Source organism: Bacillus sp. IS1 (genome assembly GCF_032461585.1).
GTDB lineage: Bacteria > Bacillota > Bacilli > Bacillales > Bacillaceae > Bacillus > Bacillus velezensis.
Genome location: NZ_JAWCWR010000001.1, coordinates 670889 through 691014 on the forward strand (window position 1 = coordinate 670889; position 20126 = coordinate 691014).

Below are 20126 nucleotides of genomic sequence, written 5' to 3' on the forward strand. Positions count from 1 at the left end.
GGATGTCATGAAAAAACGTAAAGTCATTAAAACATTGCTGGTTATTATCACTGTTCTCATAATAGCAGCCGGATGTGCACTGTTTTCTTTAATTTCAGGAGAAAAAGTCAAATATATCGGCTATAGCCAAAGCAAGACGTGGGAAGCGTCAATCGAAAAATCAGGCAAGACCTCTATCGGCCCTAACTATGTCTTGAATTTGTATTACAGAGGTAATAAAGTGAATGAAAAGAACACGGTGATTAAGAGATTAACATTATTTGTTGACGGCCGGAAATATGGTGAAGATAAAGACTATCATCTTTCAGAATACACCGGAGAGAAATTAGAAGGCGGCGGAACGGGAGAAGACCATATTCAGACGTTTGAATATATGCCGGAAAATGAAGTGATCGGTCATGAAATCACTGTTGAAGCAGTATGGAAAACCGATCATGAGTCCTATTCAGAAAAATTCAACCTGAAAAGAACGCATTGGTATGACTGAAAGAATAAAAAGAGGGCGGTATAACCCTCTTTTTGACCAGAGCCTTTATTTTTGTTTGCTTTTCCTCGATTTGCTGAAGTCGATAAAAGAGGCATTGGAGCCGATAAAATTACTTACTAAGACATACATAAAGAAACCATTAACAGCTCCCTGCCGGCGTCCGTTAAAAAGAATGGATAATGAGATAAGCAATACAGCCGTAAGCAAGTCTGCAGCCAGACTTATTTTACGGTGAGACCGGAAATATTCTCTTAATCTTCTGATGTTGTTCAAAGCGGATACCTCTTGATGCTTATGTATAAGAAAATAATACCATTGAAATATATGTAACATCAATGAATAAGGTTGGAAACGGAGGGGTTCAAAGTTGGGGCGATCTTGTGTAAAAGAAAGGATCAGGATGAATGTGACCAGCATCCACCCTGATCAATGGGGTTCACAGTGTTCCATTTCATTGTATTCCAATCGGAATAATATTACAAGGGTGAAAAAGAAATAAGCGGAATGTTTTCGGCTTCTTCTGCTTCTTGAGCGGGAAACGGAAAGTGAGATGTTTGTATGAAAATAAATGATTATCTGAAGGAAAGGTTCCCGACTTTAAAATTAGTGCCCGGCATTTATCATCAATGGGATGTGGGAATTCATTTTTCTCTCGGCGGCAATATGTATCAATTTAATGAAAGCGGTGCTTTGAATCTTGAGTATTTTCAGCTTGTTCATCATCAAACCGCCGCACTTTTCAATGAGCTGTTTGAACATAGCGATGACTTGTTTCTTGTTGCAAACGTGTATAAGCACAAAACTCAAGGTAATTACGCGAGAAAATTAAAGGTTTATCAGCCGTTTCTGAAGTGTAAGGATGATTTATATCGGATTCAAGTGAAGACCTGTCAATGCCCGGTCGAAGAAGAATATGAAATGCAGCAGTTTTCTTTATTATGTAAACGGAAAGATCTGCGTATCCCCCAATTACTTAAGGCAGCCGTCCACGAAGATTTTCCGCTGAAGCCAAGGTTCGGGGGCTGTTCCGTTGGATATCCTGATGTTTTCTTTGTGAATATGACAAAAGATATTATTTTCTTTCTGTATGATGACAGAGGGTGTGAAGTCATTGCTCTTGATGCCGGAAGAATACGAAAGCTTTATGATCAATATCACGATTGGATTGAATTGGACTGAAAATGAACACATGAATTCGAATCCGCTTGTGCCGGCTTTGTTCTTGCCTAGTCCGGCTGCATGAGTGTAATGGGCTGAATTGAAGGGCGCCGGAAACTTTTTTTCCTCTCATACCGACCTTCTGCATGTTAAGCTTCTGTATTTATTTTGAACGAATTCCTATTTGTAAAACGGCTGAATAGAATAACATAAAAGCTTTTTTACACAGTGCAGGAGGAGAGAAATGTGAGGGCTGAACACCGTGATTGTATGGAAATTGGAATTTATTCATTTGCAGAATTATATCCCGATCCTCTGACAGGGAAAACAGTCAGCGCAAAGCAGCGGATAGATGAATTGATGAAGCTGGCGAAATTGGCTGACGACGCAGGGCTTGATGTATTCGGTGTAGGCGAGCATCATCGTCTTGATTATGCGGTATCTTCGCCGCCGGCCATCTTATCAGCGATTTCACAGATCACTGAAAATATTAAGCTGACCAGTGCCACGACTGTATTATCCACCGCAGATCCCGTCCGTTTATTTGAGGATTTTGCAACGCTTGATCTGATTTCAGACGGCCGGGCGGAAATCATTGCGGGACGGGGCGCATTTTTAGACTCGTTTCCTCTTTTCGGTTATGACGTAGGCCATTATAAAGAACTGTTTGAAGAACACATTGACCTTTTTTTAAAATTAAATTCCGGGGAAGAATCGGTTACCTGGAAAGGACGTTACCGGCCGCCGCTGCGAGAGGCAGAAATTTCTCCTCGGCCTTTTCGCGGAAGCATTCCGCTATGGTTAGGTGTTTCGGGGACTCCGGAAAGCGCAGAACGGGCCGGGCGTGCAGGTGCGGGTTTGGCATTAGCTGTACTGAGCGGTGATCCGGTGTCATCTAAGCCGCTTGTTGACAAATACCGGGAAGCGGCTTCTAAAGCCGGTCATCCTCCGGAAAATGTGAAGGTTGCCGTAACCGGACATATGTTCATTTCAAAAACGAATGAACAGGCAATACAAGAATTTTACCCGTACCATTCAAATTACTGGTCTCATGTTCATTCATATCACGGGATCGATGAGCCTTTAACGAAGGAAGATTTTGAACGGGCGTCCGGAAAAGAAACAGCTTTATTTGTGGGAAGCTCACAGCAGATCATTGAAAAAATCATGCATCAATACGAGTTATTCGGACATCAGCGATTTCTCGCGCAAATCGATATAGGAGGTATGCCGTTTAAAAAAGCCGCGGAAAACATCGAACGATTAGCAGCGGAAGTAGCACCGGTTATCCGAAAAGAAACCGGCAAATCCAGCGAATGAAGTTCTGAGCAAAAGGGGCGGGCCGGTTTTTGGCAATCGCGGATTCGACAACAGAATCGGCCCGGCTTTTTCTTTATGATTATAAAAAACAAAGGGGAAAGCGCGAACCTCATTGCTTTTTCCTATCAAGAAAAGGAAGGTCATTTCATCCTCCATCGTGAAGTGTATATACCGAAAGGTTTTTATTAACAAAAGAGGGAGGATGATGCAGTAATGAAGGGTTTAGTCAAAGCTGCAGTTTTAACTGTTACTCTTGGTATTGGAGGCGCTTTCTATTCAAGTGATGCATCTGCGCACGGGTATATAAAAGAGCCCGTCAGCAGAGCGTACATGGGGGCATTAGAGAAACAAACATTGGGCTGGACGGCCGCTGCGCAGAAATATGGCTCCGTCATTGATAATCCTCAGTCTGTAGAAGGGCCAAAAGGGTTTCCGGCTGCAGGTCCGCCGGATGGAAGAATTGCGTCTGCAAATGGGGGATCAGGACAAATTGACTTCGGTTTAGACAAGCAGACTGCAGATTATTGGGTAAAACAAAACATCCGCGGCGGTTTTAACACCTTTACTTGGTACTACACGGCCCCTCATGCGACATCAAAGTGGCACTATTATATCACCAAGAAAAACTGGAATCCGAATAAACCTTTGTCAAGAGATGAATTCGAATTAATCGGAACGGTAAACCACGACGGTTCCAAGGCAGATACGAATTTGACTCATAAGATTTTTGTGCCGACTGATCGAAGCGGGTATCATGTCATTTTAGGGGTATGGGACGTTGCGGATACTTCCAATGCCTTCTATAACGTCATCGATGTAAACCTTACACAATAATCTATGAATTACTGATCGGCTGCATGTTGATACATCGGCCGATCTTTTTAGTTTTTATGTGTGAATGAAAAGGGGAAAAACAGCAGAGCGCCATAAACATTTCATTTATGGCGCCGTACGATCATGGAGGTGCTGCTGACATGGATGCGGAGGTAAGAGGATTCTTAATAACCGCCGAGGAAAGAAGCCCCAACGATGATTAATAAAATGAATAGCACCACGATTAACGCAAAGGAGCTACCATAACCACCTGAGAATCCCATATAATCTCACCTCCTAAAGAGGATTAATACATATTATGCCGAAATGAAAAGTTTGATAGGGATGCTAGTTTACTTTTTGAAAAAAGGGTTTTAGTCTATATTTCCTTTACATGACCATCCGTTAAAATGAGTAAAAGGAGGAATCGTACTGCTTCCTGTAATAGAAACGGATATGCTCATACATTGAGAAGTTGCGAAGAGGATGCGCAGTTTGCTCGTTTTTTTTAAAATGAAAAAGTAACAAGCTATTAGGATTGGAACCTTTTGGTTGGTTTCAAGAGCAGTAGCAAGAAAAAAGGGAATGTGATGAGGAATCGAGAAAAAAGATGCGAAGGGCATAATCGGAACCATGTATCAAAACGGATTGCCTGATGATACACGCGTATACTCCATTCCGAATGGGAACGTTAACGATCTAAATAGAAGAGCTTCAAGTGTTCTGCGGTAAATAAAAAAAGCCGATGAAGGCTTAACATTGATTAGACGCTGTAAAGCATTCTTTCTGCTGCGCTTTCTGCAGACGGTGTTTGATTGTAAGAAACGATTCCGATAATCACTAACAAGATGATGAACACCAATATGCTCCACAACATTATTTTTAAAGACTTTGACATGGCATACCCTCACTTTGAAAGACTTTACCGGGGCTGCGATCGGAGCCCGCACTTCAAGTATAGTCGTTATAACGGTGAAAAATGTGCAGTATCCCGTTATCAAAATAAAAACTTGCGGGCGCTGCCGCAAGTTTTCTCCGTATTAAGGTCTGTGGAATTCAATATGCTGATTATCACGATCGAACCACCCTCTGAATGCCCAATTGATCCAGCCCCCGTCCCCTTTGTTATCGAAGGACCCGTCTTCGAAGACCCAGATTCCGTAAGTAATGCCGTCATAAACGGCTGATCCGTAAAACTGAACGCCGTTAAAGCGGTCTTCATATTCTTGATTTAAATTGAACACCATGACGTTGTACTTCTGTCCTGATGCGTAAAATGTTGTTTCCATGACATTTTTTACCCAGCCGGTTCGGTTTTGATCTGACTTAACTGCTTCAGCAATGCGATCTGAGATTCCGAGAACATCTACGTTTACGTTCAGCCCGGCATCAACACCTGCTGCTTTTACGTTTTGGTCTGCTGTTTGGGATAATTTACTTTCTAGCGGATTTGCAACGGGTGAAACGTGAGGCGCGTTTGCTTGTTCAGACTGACTGGCTGCTGAGGCACTGGCTGTGAAAGGAATTGTTAGAGATAAAGCTAAGCATGATCCGACTACCGTTCTGGCGATTTTCATGGCTATGACCTCCTGAGGAAATTTTTTAAAATTGTTGCAAATTCATGGTATCGCAGAAAAATTGACCAAGCAAAGAGTAGATTTTCTCAAAAGTCATGTCATTCTATTTGTGTTGTTTTCTGTAAATGAAATACTTTTAATTAGGCGAAAAGGGAAGAAAATAATAGAGTCTTTTTATGTATTGTGATAGGATGACCGGATTTTGGGTGAAAATAGCCCGGAGAAACGCCATATAATAAGAAAAACACCCGGAGTTTACCGGGTGTAAAAAGTGTTGATATGTCAAGTTAGCAGCATTTTTTACATTTTTTGCATTTTCTTTTATAAACAACGATGTAATCATAATCAAGATGCTTTTTATCTTGTTTCTTCTTTTTTTGTTTAGGCTGCTTTGGGTGGTGATCATAATGTCCGTTCATATCCATACCCATATCCATACTCATATTCCTCCTTTTTTCATCTGACGGTAGTATTCTATGACAGAAAGCATGGATGGCTTGGACAAATGAAACGGTATGCTGAAAAAGAGGCATCTCATTCGGTATAAAAAAACAGGATCATACCCGCCCGATAGAAAAGAGAGGAGATGATCCTGATATTGAGACCCTATTTGATAACTGCAATTGCAATGCCGTACCCTTTTTCAGAACTGTACAAGGCTGTCAGTTTCAATACCTTCCAGCCTTCCGCGGCTTTAGTCCCGATTCCGTTATGGGCCGTGATATAGTCTCCCGGGCTGACCGTACCGTCGACCCGTACGTAATGCCGGCCGTTGAGTCCGACAATGTGCCATTCGTCTCTGGCCGCGCGTGCTTCATAGTCAGCTTCAAGAGCCGGACTGCAGTCTGGGTTTTGTTTCGGCACGCGTACCGTTTCTCCTGTTTCTTCGTCAGTCACATTTTCGTATATGAAACCGCCGAACTCGTTTGTCAAAAAGCGGCTTTGCCATCCGAAGCTTGCGGCTCCTGAGATAAAAGCGGCTGTTTCTGAAATGACGCCGAGCATGTAATCTCCGACGTGAGCCGATTCAATTTTTTCGCCTTTCACTGTGACGATCGTCCCGGCGGGAATTGTCTGGCCGGTTACACTTTCAAAATATTCTCCGTACCCTGACAGGGAAGAGGTGACAGCTCCGGCGAACGTACCGTGGCCGCCCGCTGAATCCAGTTTCCATTTGATGGACTGATGCCCTCCGGCAACCGTGTATGGTTCTTCCAATGTAATGCTTTCTGATGATAGAATCGTTCTGGAGACTTTGCTGCCCGTAATATGGACATTGTTTGAAGCGGCGATAAATGCCCTTGAACCTTCAGAACTTGAACCTCCGGAAGAGCTGATGATCGCATTTCTGTCACCTCTGGCCGTAATATCGCCTGTTCCCGCAATAACGGCGCTTGTCGGGTTGAATGCAAAACCGGAGCTGGTCGCGAGCTGTGCGCCTCCCTTTAAATTGACGGGGATCTGCTCATAAGTCTGTCCTTTTATAGATGCGGCCGCGCTGTAACCTTCCGCTTGCACCCCGAGAATGACGGCCTGACTGTTAGGGGACGTAATTCCGACGGAACCGCCGTCTCCGATCATCGTACCGTTCATAATATTTACGTTATATTGGCCTCCGCCGATTGAGATGCCTTTAGGAGAAGACTTGTATATATCAAAATTTGAAATTTTAACATAATCGGTTTTATTTGATCCGCCGGATATATTGATGTCAACACCGGCTTGTGTAAAGCCGCGTATTTTAATGCCGTTAATCGTAATATTTTGACTGCGGTATTGAAGAGCCACGACTGGATTCCCGCCATAGTCGTATGAGGGATCACCAATAGCTGTGAATCCGTTTACATTAACGTTTTTATAGGCAGAGATGACCAGCGCCCTCGGGGTCACACCGTCATAGAGAGCATTGAATACCGGTTCAATCGCGGTGCAATCGGTTAAAGTAACATCATAAGCCGTCGTGCTTTCGGGGTCTGAGGCCTGATGATGGCCGATATGACGAATATCAAATGAACGTACATCACGATACGAAACATGACCGATAATATGAACATTTTGAGAAGCCGGCCACAGGCTGTGCGCCTTTACCTCAATCCCGCGGATATTTCCGCTCGTATAGTTATTTAAAAGCCATACATGTTTAGAGCCGTCGTCAATTTCAATGCCGTTCGAGTTTGCGCTGCCCTCAGCATGCTCTGTGCCGCGGGGGTTTCCGGAATGGCAGTTGGAAATGAAAATATACTCGCTGTAATGGGTGGTAATGCCGTCGTCTCCGGCGCCGTATGCCACACAGTTATCAATCCATATATATCGGCAGCCGTCTTTCGTCCATTCTGTTTCAGGCAAATGATCGTAAGTCGGAGATGTAATATCAATACCATGGAGACCCGCGTTAACCGTTTCAACATTCTTAATCCAGCCGTATTGCACATTAGCAAACGTTAAACAGCTGGAAAACTGTCCTCCGGGGTTCCTGACCCCGCATTGACGATCAGGATTCCAGTCTAAAGTCATGTTCTGGACAAAAATATTACGGTTTCCATTATCGTAATCATCGTTAGTAATGACCCATTCGTATGCGGGAGTGTCCTCATGAAGCTTAAGCACGGTAATCCCTTGTCCCTCACCGGAAATGGTAGTCCATGAGGGGAGTTTTATCCCTTGAACCAAAAATTCTCCTGCGGGGACATTTACTTTGACCCGGCCGTTCCCGATCGCTCTCCGAAAGGCTTCCGTATTGTCCCGGCCGTCAGGGACCGCTCCGTAGTCCTCCACATTCACTTCCCGGGTGATTTTATTCATAAGCATTTCGTATTCTGTATCAAGCCGTTCTTTTAAAAGTGAGGTGACCATTCCTTCCGCCGTCACCCGGGCATCTGCGATCTCAAGATTATCATCCGTTGCGGAATGCTTAATAAAATTCTGCATCCTTGCTTTGAGATGCTCCAATTCAGAGGGATGTGCAGGGCGAGACTGCAATGGGGCGTTTAAAGACGGATCAGGAAAGTTTTTAAATTGAACCATTCTAAAGACACCTCTTTCTTTTGATATAAGCGCCTGAGGCAGGGGACAGAAAAGAGTCGCGCGCCCTTTAAAGCGCTTATTCTTCAAATTCTTTATTCAGAACGAAATTCCTTTTGAAACCAAGGTGAAATTTAAAAAAAGCTCTGTTGAAAGAACGGATATAAAGCTTTGCATTGTTGTAAGTGAAGCTGTCATGTGAAAATGGAGGAAAAAACTGATAGGAAGGGCCCTCATTTTAGGTTTATTCTCATTGACTTCGCCGTGCCTCCTCTTCGGCTGCATATACACCAAAATCAACATTCTTATCAGTTAAATGGTATAATGGGGCACGGATTGGTCATTAATACGACTGAAATAGGGAAGCAAAAGGAGCAGCGAACATGACTTTACAAATCAAAATTAAATATTCAGATGATACGCAAACGAGAATCAGTAAAATTGAACAGGGCGATTGGATTGATCTGCGGGCAGCTGAAGATATAACAATCAAAAAAGGTGAATTCAAACTTATCCCGCTTGGAGTTGCGATGGAACTGCCGGAAGGATATGAGGCCCATGTCGTTCCGCGTTCAAGTACATATAAGCATTTCGGTATCATTCAGACAAATTCAATGGGAGTCATTGATGAATCATATAAAGGCGACAATGACTTCTGGTTTTTTCCTGCATTCGCGCTTCGGGATACCGACATTTCCAAGGGGGAGCGGATCTGCCAATTCAGAATCATGAAGAAAATGCCTGAAGTGGAGCTGATCGAAGTAGACAAGCTCGGGAACAATGACCGCGGCGGACTGGGATCAACAGGCACGAAATAAAACGAAAAAAGACTGCTTAACAGCAGTCTTTTTTTTATGGAAACAGCAGTAACATTCAATTTGTTTCGGGGATTCTTGAATTGGGAAATCATACGTCACGTTCGAATTTGACTTCGAAATAAGCGGCCGCTCCGTAACCGTCTATGCCAAGAGCAAATATTTAAGCCTTCCGTCTCTTTGAACAGAAAGACTTTTTTAGGTTAAAGGATAGAAGTTGTTTTGATGTTTTTATTCTTCAAGATGAACGGAGGTTTTGTCCAACGTATATAATATTGTGACAAAAGTGTAAACAAAAGAAAGGATGATGTTATGGCAAAAAGGGTTAGAAGAGTAGACCATAAAGCAGCTGGCAAAGAGGCAGAGCAGAAGAAACCGTCCAAAGTCACCCTGTTCTGCCGTTCGCTTCAAAGGCTGAAGCATTTGTATTGTAACATAAACATACAAATGCCATCAATAACCAAAAAAGGAATTTTAGTTTTGATTTTACCATTTTTGCTTCTGCCGTTCTTTCGGGCTAATGCCGCTTCAGATATTTACGGCAGTTTCGAGGAATTAAAGTTGAATGAAAATCCTTCCGATTTTTCCATTTCAACGCGAGAGCATAACCCTTCTGTCCTCATATTAGCTATACACGGCGGAGGCATAGAGCCGGGGACCAGTGAGTTAGCCAGAGAAATTGCCGAAAACCGGAGTTTATATTTATTTGAAGGGTTAAAATCAGCCGGTAATGCGGCTCTGCATTTGACAAGTTCGCATTTCGATGAACCTAAGGCCGTGCAAATGGTGAAAGAGCACTCTAATGTCATTTCATTGCACGGTTACGGCAGTGATGATAAAAAGATAAAAATCGGCGGTACAGACAGAGAACGGGCCGAACTTTTGACCGATGTGCTGAAACGGCACGGGTATCCTGCCGTTCTTCTTGGCATAAATGATAAATATGCAGGCGTCAGTCCGAACAACCTTGCCAATCAATCTTCATCCGGATTGAGTATTCAAATCGAAATGAGCACCGGCTTCAGAAAATCACTATTTGACACTTTTACGCTGAAAAGCAGAGCATCCACACAAAACGGGACCTTTTATCAATTCACAAAAACGATTTCTGATTTTATCAGTGACAATTATGAATAAGCACGCCTATTTTGTCGGCGGGGCTTTTTCTTTTGAAATTTATGAAACTTTAAGTTCTTAAGATCGTATACATAATTGACAGGATGAAAGAAAAGAGGTGGGCAAATGAAAGTGATGATCGGGTCTATCATTCTTCTTGTCATCATCGGATTCGGTTTATGGCTGATGCTTAGTCCAATCTTTAAACAAGTGGGAAGCAGAGCCAAAAAATTCAAAAAGTCATGGGAGGAAGAAGATCAGCATGAGCGAAAATAAGCGCGGAAACACAAAAAAAATTCTCGGCGGTGTGATTATAGGTGCAGCCCTTTTAATTGCGGGCGTTACAGCGTCACTATTCATTGAAAAAATACCGAACGGTTATGTCGGGGTTGTATACTCACCGAATGGCGGGGTAAAATCCGACACATTGGACCAAGGCTGGCACTTAGTCGGTTTATTTAATAAAGTAACGGAATATCCGGTGCGTATGCAGACAGTGAATAATGAAAATATAAAAGTGGCAACCTCAGACGGTAAAAATATAGAAATGGATATCGCTTACAACTATGTCGTGCAGCCTGATAAAGTAGTCGATCTGTTTAACAAATTCGGCGCGGTAAACGTTGAAACGATTGAAAATACATATTTAAAAACAAGGCTGTGGGATGCGGCGCGAAAATCAATCAGCAAATACTCGGTTATTGACACATACGGGCAAAAATCTGCAGAAGCCGCTGCCGATGTTCAAAAGAGATTTGCTGATGATATGAAGAGTCTTGGATTTTTAATTGATGATCTGACGCTTGGCGTACCGAAGCCGGATAAAGCCACACAGGAAGCCATCGATGCAAGGGTGAAGTCTTCACAGGAACTTGAACGGACACAAACTGAAATTAAAATAGCCGAAGCTGAAGCGAAAAAGAAAAAAATTGAAGCGGAAGGGATCGCTGATTATAACGAAATCATAAAGAAATCAATGTCCGATGAAATGATCAAATATAAATGGATTGAAAAATGGGACGGAAAAACGCCGAAAGCGACAGGCACAGACTCACTGCTGCAGCTGCCGCTGGACGATCAGAAGCAAAAATAAAAAGAGAAGGAGGCGATTGCCTCCTTTTTATGTTTTTTCCTGAGGGTCTTTTTCCGGCACTAATTCTTCAGACGCCTCGGTTTGATAGCTCCATAGCGTGCTATCCGTCTCTGTTGTGTCCTGATAATCTTCGGGAAGTACATATTGCTGCAAATACCGGTGAAAAAATGCCTCAAAAACAGAAATGCAAAGTGCAGAGATAACCGATGCCGCGGCAGGCGAGACATTAAATCCGCCAATGTTCATAAGGAATATCCATAATACAATGAATGAAATTCCGAAATCAGCTGCAACGGCTGTGAAATTGCTTGTTCTCGGCAGAATCATGCAATCACCCGCAAAATAAGTGATTAAACTTAAGATCACTGTAATAAACAGAACGTTTAAAAAGGTTACTTGGTACATAAGATCCAGAACAATGTACAGTAAAGCAAGTGTGAGCGCCGTTTTAGAAGCGAAAGCAATTACGTGTTTCATTTGAACCACCTTCGTTATTTCGTTTAGTCTTCATTGTAAGCAATCCGCAAATTTTTAAACTGGTATATAGTGGTTATAAAGTATACGTTTTAATAAAATGTGAATAGACATCACAGGATTCACAAGTTAAAATATGTAAAAAGGGGGATGCAAATGAAAAAATACTGGATTTGTATTGCTGTTTTTTTATTATGTTTTAGCGGAATACACTCAGCTAAAGCGGCTACCACTGAATTCGGATCAAAAACAAGCTTCACTTTGGAGGGAAATGCAAAAGAGTTTCATATTGAAAATCCTGGGGCTGTAGCTGCCGACGATTACTTTTTAGGATATAAGTTCACCATAATGAACAACTCTTCGTGCGGTTTAAGCATGAAACTCCAGCGGATGGCGCTGAACGGAAATTTTTATACATTAAGTTCTAAAAACTACAGCGGCAGCTGGTTAAACCTCAGTGCCCAGGATAAAAAATCAATTGATCCGTATCACAAATACAGGATTCTGGTTGAAAGTTCTTCAAACGTCTGTGGCCCCGTCTATATTAAAGGGTTATACGGTGTAGAATATTATCATTTTGATTGAAAATAGATACTCGCTAAAGGCAGCGGGTTTTTTTATATTTAAATATAACTTATTGTACTATGTACTAAATATTCATATATAAATTTTGATGCACCCGCCCAAAAGAAAAGATAAACAAAAACAAATTCATAACGCACAAATATACAAAGTTGAAAAATGGATGAAAAGTTTCTTGAGGGAAACATTATTAGTTGACTTCAAAAGTGTGATGTCGGATAATAAGAATGTAAGTTTTTCCTCCTTAGCAGATTCGTTTCTTAAGCCAGGGCGAATCTGCTTTTTTTATGCAAAAAAACCCCTCTGTAAGGGGTTTTTTACGATAAATGAAGTTTAATAGAATTAATGTACGGCTCTGAATACGCCGATAACTTTCCCCAAAATGCTTACGTTTTGCAGGATAATCGGCTCCATCGTCGGATTTTCCGGCTGCAGCCGCACATAATTGTCTTCTTTATAGAAGCGCTTGACCGTCGCTTCATCATCTTCGGTCATAGCTACGACGATTTCTCCGTTATTGGCCGTGTTCTGCTGTTTGACGATGACGTAATCTTTGTCAAAAATGCCGGCGTCAATCATACTTTCTCCCATGATTTCTAACATAAAGACATGTTCGCCGGGAGGAACCATCCGGTCGGGAAGCGGAAAATACTCGTCGATATTTTCAACAGCCGTAATCGGAATACCCGCCGTCACTTTCCCGATGACCGGAACGTTTACGACCTGGCTTTTCGGAATTTGGACTTCTTCTTCATCCAATACCTCAATCGCTCTCGGTTTAGTAGGGTCCCGTCTGATCAGGCCTTTTGTCTCCAGCCGCGCCAAATGGCCGTGCACGGTTGAACTGGAAGCCAGTCCTACTGCTTCTCCTATCTCTCTTACAGAAGGCGGATATCCTTTCGTTTTTACCTCTTCTTTAATAAAACGCAGGATATCAAGCTGCCTTTTTGATAGCTTCGTCATATTTCGCACCTCAAAACGTCGATTTTAAGTAGATTATAGCATGATTTTCCTGACAGTACAAACATAGGTTCGAAAAAAACGATTGACAGAAACGTTTGTTCGTATATACTGAAAGGTATAAAAAGCGAACAAACATTCTTATTGGAGGTTGTTTACATGGCGAAAGAATCTATCATATTTGTCGGACTGTTTACTGCGATTTTAAGTGCCGCTATTTTACTTGTCTCATGTGCGGGAAATGATCAGTCCCTCAGCCAATATGTTAAAATAAAGGTTCAGGACGGCGATACACTCTGGTCACTTGCGGATCATGTAGCAGAAAAGAAACACATTAATAAAGAAGATTTCATTGAGTGGGTGACGGAGAATAATCATCTCCAAACTGCTGATATAAAGCCTGGAGACGAACTTTTTCTTCCGGTTAAGAAGAAGCATCCGGCCGTATATCAGCTGGCCATTGTCAATTAGAGAGGAAAGAGAGAAATGAAGGCGCTCATTTATGCCCGCGTAAGCACAAACAAAGAACAGCAGCAAACGTCATTAAAAAGACAGGAAGAGGAGCTCAGTGAGATCGCTGCTGCAAACGGCATGGAAGTCGTGAAAGTCATTTCTGAGAAAGCCAGCGGTTACGAAATGGACCGCGACGGAGTATTTGAAATGCTTGATGAAATTAAAAAATCACATATTGACGCGATATTGGTGCAGGACGAAACGAGATTGGGAAGAGGAAACGCCAAGATAGCGCTTTTGCATTGCATTTACAGGGAGAACGTAAAGATATATACGACGGCTCATAAAGGTGAACTGGAGCTTTCCGAAGCTGATACGATGGTACTTGAAATCGTCAGTATTGTTGAGGAATATCAAAGGAAAATTCACAATATGAAAATCCGGCGGGGAATGAAAAGAGCCGTGAAAAACGGCTACAAACCTGAACGGAATCTGAAAAACAGACATGAAAACAGCGGAAAAGAAAAAAAAGAGGTTCCGGTTTCGGAAATTATCAGGCTGAGAGCCAACAAGCTTACCTTTGCAGAAATCGCAGCGACCTTAAGGGGATTCGGCTATGATGTGTCCAAAGCCACGGTTCACCGGCGGTTTCAGGAATATACCGCAGACACAGAAGGCAGCTGACGCGCATCAGTTGTAAAAAAGACTGCGTTTTAGTAGTATATAATCAACACGCACCAAAGGAGCTTATTATGATTTCTAAAGAAAAAATCGCAAGAATTAACGAATTGGCTCAAAAAGCTAAATCAAACACAATAACGGATGAGGAAAAAGCTGAACAGCAAAAGCTTCGCCAGGAATATTTGAAAGGATTCCGCTCCTCAATGAAAAATACGTTAAAGAGCGTAAAAGTGATTGATCCGGAAGGCAACGATGTCACCCCGGAAAAATTAAAAAGAGAACAACAGAAAAATAATCTTCATTAAACAGAAAGAATACGGCAATACGTATTCTTTTTTCGTATATACTAATATCAGGATGTGCTTTACGACAATTTTCAACAAGTTTATCTCAAATTTAAGCTGAAAGAGTTGAGAAAAAGTCAGCATCGCTTTATGATGAAAAGGTACAACAATAAGGAAGGGGATTATAATGGATACAATTGAAAAGAAATCAGTTGCCACCATTCGTACACTATCTATAGACGCAATTGAAAAAGCGAATTCCGGACATCCGGGCATGCCGATGGGAGCCGCTCCGATGGCATATACATTGTGGACGAAATTTATGAATGTAAATCCGCAGAATCCGGGCTGGTTTAACCGCGACCGCTTTGTTTTATCAGCAGGCCACGGTTCAATGCTTTTATACAGCATGCTGCATTTAAGCGGATATGACCTCAGCATTGAAGACTTGAAACAGTTCCGTCAATGGGGAAGCAAAACACCGGGACATCCGGAGTTCGGGCACACAGGCGGAGTAGACGCTACGACCGGGCCGCTTGGACAGGGTATTGCAATGGCAGTGGGAATGGCAATTGCAGAACGCCATCTGGCTGAGACATATAACCGTGATTCATTCAACGTAGTTGATCATTATACATACAGTATTTGCGGAGACGGCGATTTAATGGAAGGCATTTCTTCCGAAGCAGCTTCTCTTGCAGGCCATCTTGAATTAGGCCGCCTGATCGTATTATACGATTCTAATGACATTTCCTTAGACGGCGATTTAGACCGTTCTTTCTCTGAAAATGTAAAGCAGCGTTTTGAAGCAATGAACTGGGAAGTTCTTTATGTTGAGGACGGAAACAACATCGCTGAATTGACGGCTGCAATTGAAAAAGCGCGCCAGAATGATAAAAAACCGACATTGATCGAAGTGAAAACGACAATCGGTTTCGGTTCTCCAAACCGCGCGGGCACATCCGGCGTTCACGGCGCTCCGTTAGGACAAGAAGAGAGCAAGCTGACAAAAGAAGCGTATGCTTGGACGTTTGAAGAAGATTTTTATGTTCCGGAAGAAGTATACGGGCATTTCAATCAAGCTGTAAAAGAAGCCGGCTCGAAAAAAGAACAGGAATGGAATGAACTGTTCGCGGCTTATAAAGAAAAATATCCTGAGCTTGCTGAACAGCTGTCACTCGGCATGAAAGGCGAGCTTCCTAAAGACTGGGATCAGGAAGTTCCCGTTTATGAAAAAGGCAGCAGCCTTGCTTCCCGCGCATCTTCAGGTGAGGTGCTGAACGGGATCGCCAAGAAAATTCCTTTCTTTGTCGGGGGATCTGCTGACCTTGCTGGTTCAAATAAAACGACAATCAAAAATGGAGGAGACTTCACGGCCAAAGACTACGCCGGGAAAAACTTCTGGTTCGGTGTCCGTGAATTTGCGATGGGCGCTGCATTAAACGGAATGGCGCTTCACGGCGGCCTCCGCGTATTCGGCGGCACATTCTTTGTGTTCTCTGATTATTTAAGACCTGCCATTCGTCTGGCGTCATTGATGGGTCTTCCCGTCACTTATGTATTCACACATGACAGTATTGCCGTAGGAGAGGACGGGCCGACTCACGAACCGATTGAGCAGCTTGCTTCTTTACGCGCACTTCCTAACCTTTCTGTGATCAGACCTGCTGACGGAAATGAAACCGCAGCTGCATGGAAGGTTGCCGTTCAAAGCCAAGATCATCCGACAGCTCTTGTATTGACACGCCAAAACCTGCCGACGATTGATCAGCAGGCTGAAGAAGCGTATGCGGGCGTGGATAAAGGGGCTTATATCGTTTCCAAAGCCCAAACAGAATCACCGGCCGCTCTTCTTTTAGCGACAGGTTCTGAAGTCGGACTTGCGATCGAAGCTCAAGCGAAACTGGCTGAAGAAAACATTCACGTATCTGTAGTCAGCATGCCGAGCTGGGACCGCTTTGAAAAACAATCGGCCGAGTACAAAAACAGCGTGCTTCCTCCGAATGTGACGAAACGTCTTGCGATCGAAATGGGTTCAAGCTTCGGATGGGGCAAATTTACCGGTCTTGAAGGAGACGTTCTCGCAATTGACCGTTTCGGTGCTTCAGCTCCGGGAGAAACAATTATGAAAGAATACGGGTTTACTGCAGAAAACGTGGTTGACCGCGTGAAAAAACTTTTAAACAAATAACGAGACAAAAGAGGATGAGTCAAATCATCCTCTTTTTCCTGTTTATGTGACAAAAATAGAAGGGGCGGCGTAACAGTAATAGACAATTCTTTCTTTTCTCCTTTTGTATAATAGAAAGCAATAACGAAGCGCTGTAAAAGGGGATGAGGAAATGGAACGTCATTACTATACGCACCTGATAAAGGATGAGTTTGCGAACCACTACTTCGGGCGGGAAACGGCTATGTTTGAGTTGTTTCGAGACTATCATTGGACAGATCTGACACCCCAGGAATATCAAATGACAGAAAAGCAAGTTCAATATATAACGGAACCGATTCCGGTGATACATATGCATCAGCGTCTCCAGCTGCATTTAAACCGAATGAGTTACAGCCGTTTGGATTCCATTTACCGGCTTACACTGCCCGGAGAAAAGGGCCGCGCCACCTTCATGATGAAAGACAGTTTAATTGAGATTGCAGCTTCGGGAGATTATGAGGCGGAAACGATTTTCTTTGAGATTCTGCGTAAAATCAGCCCCTGTTTTCTTGCAATGGATTTCAAGACACGGCGCTACGGGTGGTTAAATCCGGTCAGAGAAAGAAATTTTGTCTAAAAACGAGGAAAAAGAGATGTAAATGTTGTATAATAGCCTTTGGTTTAGTACACTTTAAACTAGACAACATGAAGGAGGAAATAAAATGACTTTATGGGTTGGCATCCTAGTGGGCGTTGTCGCATTGCTCATAGGTGTTGCACTCGGGTTTTTTATTGCTCGTAAATATATGATGAGCTATTTGAAAAAGAATCCGCCTATTAATGAACAAATGTTACGCATGATGATGATGCAAATGGGAATGAAACCTTCTCAAAAGAAAATTAATCAAATGATGAAAGCCATGAATAATCAAGCGAAATAATACGTACAGATTATGATATAGAGATACATGGTTATAAAAATAAAAAACCCGGAGAGGGTTTTTTATTTTGGCGTCATGTTTCACCCCAACTGCCGGTGTGCAGTTCTTTTTGGTATTGTATGAGAAGGTGGTCAAGCTCCTGGCTGAGTTCTATCGTAATGTTTGATGTCATTCCGTTTGTCATGACGATTTTAAGCAGCTCTGCCCGTTTTTTTTCAATTTCATTTAATAGATGCTCTCTAATCACAGGGATATATCCTTTCATACATAAATCTTTCACCTGAGTCGCTATTATTATATCCACATTTATACTGTTTTTCAAATAAGAAGGAGTATAATATCTCGATGTCAAATTAAATTATATAAGCTTTTTCTATAAAAAGTAATCCTTCTCGGGAAAGTGTTAAAAAAATGAAATGATTTTGTCATAACTCGAAGGGAGTGTGTCATCGTGAGTTTTAATTACTTTCTGACGTTTGGGGCCGGATTTCTGTCTTTCATTTCTCCATGCTGTCTGCCGTTGTACCCCGCCTTTTTATCTTACATAACTGGTGTCAGTATGGACGAGGTGAAAACAGAAAAAGTGATGCTGCAAAAGCGCGGCCTCGTGCATACACTTTGTTTTTTGCTTGGTTTCTCCGTGATTTTTATCGCATTGGGATATGGAACTTCGTTTATCGGCAGTTTTTTTACCCAATATCATGAAGCGATCCGCCAGTTTGGCGCTATCATGCTGATCCTTTTCGGGCTGATTACTGCCGGTGTGTTTCAGCCGAAATTCATGATGAAAGAGCGGCGCATTCACTTTAAGCGCCGTCCGGAGGGGTTTATCGGTTCGGTTCTGATCGGTCTTGCGTTTGCAGCCGGCTGGTCGCCGTGCAGCGGGCCCATTTTAGGAGCGGTATTTTCGCTGGCCAATACAAATCCTTCTTCAGCAGTGCCGTATATGTTTTTATATGTTCTCGGATTTGCGATTCCTTTTCTTGTTCTTTCATTTTTTATTACCAGAATGAATTGGATTCGCAAGCATCAGCTGCTTATCATGAAAATCGGCGGCATTCTTATGATTCTGATCGGAGTTATGCTGTTTTTTAACTGGATGAGCTACATTCTGATCGTTCTGTCAAATCTTTTCGGAGGATTTACGGGTCTGTAACGGATTAATAACTTTTGAACTATTATATACCCTTTTGTTTTTGGTACAATAAGACTAGTTAATGTTAAATATGTGGAGGGGAATATGACACGAGTTTTAGTTGTAGATGACGCCAAGTTCATGAGGGTGAAAATCAGAGAGATTCTGGAATCGGCGAATTACACAGTGGCCGGGGAAGCGGCTGACGGTGAGGAAGCTCTGGCAGTATATCAAAAAATCCGTCCCGACCTGGTGACAATGGATATTACCATGCCGGTCAGAAACGGTATACAGGCGCTGCAGGATATTTTAGCTTTTGACCCGAAAGCCCGGATCATCATGTGCACCGCCATGCGGCAGCAGCGGATCGTTCTGGAAGCGATTGAATTAGGCGCTAAAGACTTTATCGTTAAACCGTTTGAAGCATCTAAAGTGCTGGAAGCAGTAGGGCGGGTAACGGGAACGTAAACGTGTTCTCTTTTCAAATTGGTTTTTTTTATGTTTTTGGAGTATAGTATATAGTATCAAACTCCGTGCAAGCAAAGGAATGATAAAGATGATGATTATAATTTCATCCGTTATTGCAGCGGCCATGGCAATTTCCGTGATGATCGTCAGGATTAAATCCTCCGACAAGCCCGCTTCACCTAAAAAAATAATTCTCCCGCCGATTTTCATGAGTACGGGAGCGCTTATGTTCCTTTTTCCGATTTTCAGAGTGACGGGCGAAGAATTTTTGGAAGCCATTACGCTGGGCGTAATCTTCTCTATTTTTCTGATTAAAACATCTAAATTTGAGATTAAAAATAATGAAATCTATTTAAAACGGTCAAAAGCGTTTGTGTTTATCCTGATTGGTTTGCTGGTTATCAGAATCGCTATGAAATCCATTTTGAGCACGACGATTGATTACGGAGCTTTAAGCGGGATGTTTTGGATTCTTGCTTTCGGAATGATTGTCCCGTGGCGCATCGCGATGTTTTTGTCTTACCGCAAACTTTCGAATGAACTGAAGACCGCTGATATTCAGATGAATTAAAACCTTTCCGTCCGCCGGAAAGGTT

27 protein-coding genes are annotated in these 20126 nt (G+C 42.6%); 18 read left to right on the top strand and 9 right to left on the bottom strand.

From position 1 onward, the window contains the following. The first annotated feature begins 7 nt into the window (after positions 1-7). Complete coding sequence (locus RUW00_RS02940; protein WP_280145119.1) at positions 8-487, top strand: DUF4944 domain-containing protein; 480 nt, start codon at positions 8-10, stop codon at positions 485-487. 45 nt (positions 488-532) lie between these two features. On the opposite strand, the gene RUW00_RS02945 is transcribed toward RUW00_RS02940, so the two are convergent. Next, entirely contained in the window at positions 533-760 is a 228-nt protein-coding gene (locus RUW00_RS02945) for a hypothetical protein (protein ID WP_095272150.1), read from the bottom strand. A 285-nt stretch (positions 761-1045) separates the two neighbouring features. Between RUW00_RS02945 and RUW00_RS02950 the strand changes: the two genes are divergently transcribed. The 3 genes from RUW00_RS02950 to RUW00_RS02960 all read left to right on the top strand — a co-directional run bounded on the left by RUW00_RS02950 (position 1046) and on the right by RUW00_RS02960 (position 3799). Beyond that, positions 1046-1666, top strand: a complete 621-nt coding sequence (locus RUW00_RS02950; RefSeq protein WP_095272154.1) for a DUF3885 domain-containing protein — start codon at positions 1046-1048, stop codon at positions 1664-1666. Between the two features lie 225 nt (positions 1667-1891). Next, positions 1892-2965: an LLM class flavin-dependent oxidoreductase gene (locus tag RUW00_RS02955; protein WP_014418008.1), complete on the top strand. Its 1074-nt coding sequence runs from the start codon at positions 1892-1894 to the stop codon at positions 2963-2965. Positions 2966-3178: 213 nt separating this feature from the next. Continuing rightward, positions 3179-3799: a lytic polysaccharide monooxygenase auxiliary activity family 9 protein gene (locus RUW00_RS02960; protein WP_003154023.1), complete on the top strand. Its 621-nt coding sequence runs from the start codon at positions 3179-3181 to the stop codon at positions 3797-3799. A 164-nt stretch (positions 3800-3963) separates the two neighbouring features. On the opposite strand, the gene RUW00_RS02965 is transcribed toward RUW00_RS02960, so the two are convergent. The 5 genes from RUW00_RS02965 to RUW00_RS02985 form a co-directional block, all read right to left on the bottom strand. Next, positions 3964-4062, bottom strand: a complete 99-nt coding sequence (locus tag RUW00_RS02965; RefSeq protein ID WP_003154022.1) for a YjcZ family sporulation protein — start codon at positions 4060-4062, stop codon at positions 3964-3966. A 479-nt stretch (positions 4063-4541) separates the two neighbouring features. Beyond that, the gene (locus RUW00_RS02970; protein WP_257722394.1) at positions 4542-4676 is read right to left on the bottom strand and encodes a hypothetical protein; all 135 of its coding nucleotides are present in this window, start codon (positions 4674-4676) and stop codon (positions 4542-4544) included. A 142-nt stretch (positions 4677-4818) separates the two neighbouring features. Beyond that, positions 4819-5355: a stress protein gene (locus RUW00_RS02975; protein WP_095272158.1), complete on the bottom strand. Its 537-nt coding sequence runs from the start codon at positions 5353-5355 to the stop codon at positions 4819-4821. 287 nt (positions 5356-5642) lie between these two features. Continuing rightward, positions 5643-5792, bottom strand: coding sequence for a hypothetical protein (locus tag RUW00_RS02980; RefSeq protein ID WP_014721286.1), 150 nt, complete (start codon positions 5790-5792; stop codon positions 5643-5645). Positions 5793-5961: 169 nt separating this feature from the next. After that, on the bottom strand, positions 5962-8379 hold the full coding sequence (locus tag RUW00_RS02985) for a peptidase G2 autoproteolytic cleavage domain-containing protein (protein WP_280145120.1): 2418 nt from the start codon (positions 8377-8379) through the stop codon (positions 5962-5964). Positions 8380-8759: 380 nt separating this feature from the next. On the opposite strand from RUW00_RS02985, the gene RUW00_RS02990 reads away from it, so the two are divergent. The 4 genes from RUW00_RS02990 (at position 8760) to RUW00_RS03005 (ending at position 11400) form a co-directional block, all read left to right on the top strand. Next, positions 8760-9194, top strand: coding sequence for a dUTP diphosphatase (locus RUW00_RS02990; RefSeq protein ID WP_003154017.1), 435 nt, complete (start codon positions 8760-8762; stop codon positions 9192-9194). 309 nt (positions 9195-9503) lie between these two features. Next, complete coding sequence (locus tag RUW00_RS02995) at positions 9504-10328, top strand: poly-gamma-glutamate hydrolase family protein (RefSeq protein WP_021493419.1); 825 nt, start codon at positions 9504-9506, stop codon at positions 10326-10328. A 105-nt stretch (positions 10329-10433) separates the two neighbouring features. After that, positions 10434-10583 carry a hypothetical protein gene (locus tag RUW00_RS03000; RefSeq protein ID WP_014418013.1) on the top strand — a complete coding sequence of 50 codons (150 nt, stop codon included), beginning with the start codon at positions 10434-10436 and terminating at the stop codon, positions 10581-10583. Further along, positions 10570-11400 (top strand): prohibitin family protein, encoded by an 831-nt coding sequence (locus tag RUW00_RS03005; RefSeq protein WP_022553287.1) that lies wholly within the window; start codon positions 10570-10572, stop codon positions 11398-11400. Before RUW00_RS03000 ends, RUW00_RS03005 begins: the two co-directional genes overlap by 14 nt. Before the next feature lie 27 nt (positions 11401-11427). Here the strand turns inward: RUW00_RS03005 and RUW00_RS03010 are convergent, their stop codons facing one another. Then, the gene (locus RUW00_RS03010; RefSeq protein ID WP_017417873.1) at positions 11428-11877 is read right to left on the bottom strand and encodes a YndM family protein; all 450 of its coding nucleotides are present in this window, start codon (positions 11875-11877) and stop codon (positions 11428-11430) included. Positions 11878-12030: 153 nt separating this feature from the next. Here RUW00_RS03010 and RUW00_RS03015 point away from each other — a divergent pair, with 153 nt between their 5' ends. Then, positions 12031-12459, top strand: coding sequence for a hypothetical protein (locus tag RUW00_RS03015; protein ID WP_038458127.1), 429 nt, complete (start codon positions 12031-12033; stop codon positions 12457-12459). Between the two features lie 339 nt (positions 12460-12798). On the opposite strand, the gene lexA is transcribed toward RUW00_RS03015, so the two are convergent. Then, complete coding sequence (gene lexA, locus RUW00_RS03020; RefSeq protein ID WP_007611720.1) at positions 12799-13419, bottom strand: transcriptional repressor LexA; 621 nt, start codon at positions 13417-13419, stop codon at positions 12799-12801. 156 nt (positions 13420-13575) lie between these two features. On the opposite strand from lexA, the gene yneA reads away from it, so the two are divergent. The 6 genes from yneA to RUW00_RS03050 all read left to right on the top strand — a co-directional run bounded on the left by yneA (position 13576) and on the right by RUW00_RS03050 (position 17927). Continuing rightward, the gene (yneA, locus tag RUW00_RS03025) at positions 13576-13887 is read left to right on the top strand and encodes a cell division suppressor protein YneA (protein WP_061862240.1); all 312 of its coding nucleotides are present in this window, start codon (positions 13576-13578) and stop codon (positions 13885-13887) included. 15 nt (positions 13888-13902) lie between these two features. Further along, entirely contained in the window at positions 13903-14553 is a 651-nt protein-coding gene (locus RUW00_RS03030; RefSeq protein ID WP_021493418.1) for a YneB family resolvase-like protein, read from the top strand. Between the two features lie 68 nt (positions 14554-14621). Then, the gene (locus RUW00_RS03035; RefSeq protein WP_003153997.1) at positions 14622-14855 is read left to right on the top strand and encodes a DUF896 domain-containing protein; all 234 of its coding nucleotides are present in this window, start codon (positions 14622-14624) and stop codon (positions 14853-14855) included. Positions 14856-15021: 166 nt separating this feature from the next. After that, positions 15022-17025: a transketolase gene (gene tkt, locus RUW00_RS03040; RefSeq protein WP_095272169.1), complete on the top strand. Its 2004-nt coding sequence runs from the start codon at positions 15022-15024 to the stop codon at positions 17023-17025. A gap of 151 nt (positions 17026-17176) precedes the next feature. Further along, a complete protein-coding gene (gene sirA, locus RUW00_RS03045; protein ID WP_003153995.1) occupies positions 17177-17623 on the top strand; it encodes a sporulation inhibitor of replication protein SirA in 447 nt (148 codons plus the stop codon). Positions 17624-17708: 85 nt separating this feature from the next. Beyond that, positions 17709-17927 (top strand): YneF family protein, encoded by a 219-nt coding sequence (locus tag RUW00_RS03050; protein WP_003153994.1) that lies wholly within the window; start codon positions 17709-17711, stop codon positions 17925-17927. A 73-nt stretch (positions 17928-18000) separates the two neighbouring features. Here the strand turns inward: RUW00_RS03050 and RUW00_RS03055 are convergent, their stop codons facing one another. Next, the gene (locus RUW00_RS03055) at positions 18001-18174 is read right to left on the bottom strand and encodes an aspartyl-phosphate phosphatase Spo0E family protein (RefSeq protein ID WP_012117647.1); all 174 of its coding nucleotides are present in this window, start codon (positions 18172-18174) and stop codon (positions 18001-18003) included. A 201-nt stretch (positions 18175-18375) separates the two neighbouring features. Between RUW00_RS03055 and RUW00_RS03060 the strand changes: the two genes are divergently transcribed. The 3 genes from RUW00_RS03060 to RUW00_RS03070 all read left to right on the top strand — a co-directional run bounded on the left by RUW00_RS03060 (position 18376) and on the right by RUW00_RS03070 (position 20101). After that, complete coding sequence (locus RUW00_RS03060) at positions 18376-19083, top strand: cytochrome c biogenesis protein CcdA (protein WP_088056486.1); 708 nt, start codon at positions 18376-18378, stop codon at positions 19081-19083. A gap of 84 nt (positions 19084-19167) precedes the next feature. Then, complete coding sequence (locus RUW00_RS03065; protein ID WP_095272172.1) at positions 19168-19530, top strand: response regulator; 363 nt, start codon at positions 19168-19170, stop codon at positions 19528-19530. 79 nt (positions 19531-19609) lie between these two features. Continuing rightward, positions 19610-20101 carry a CcdC family protein gene (locus tag RUW00_RS03070; RefSeq protein ID WP_007611735.1) on the top strand — a complete coding sequence of 164 codons (492 nt, stop codon included), beginning with the start codon at positions 19610-19612 and terminating at the stop codon, positions 20099-20101. Positions 20102-20126: the final 25 nt, after the last annotated feature.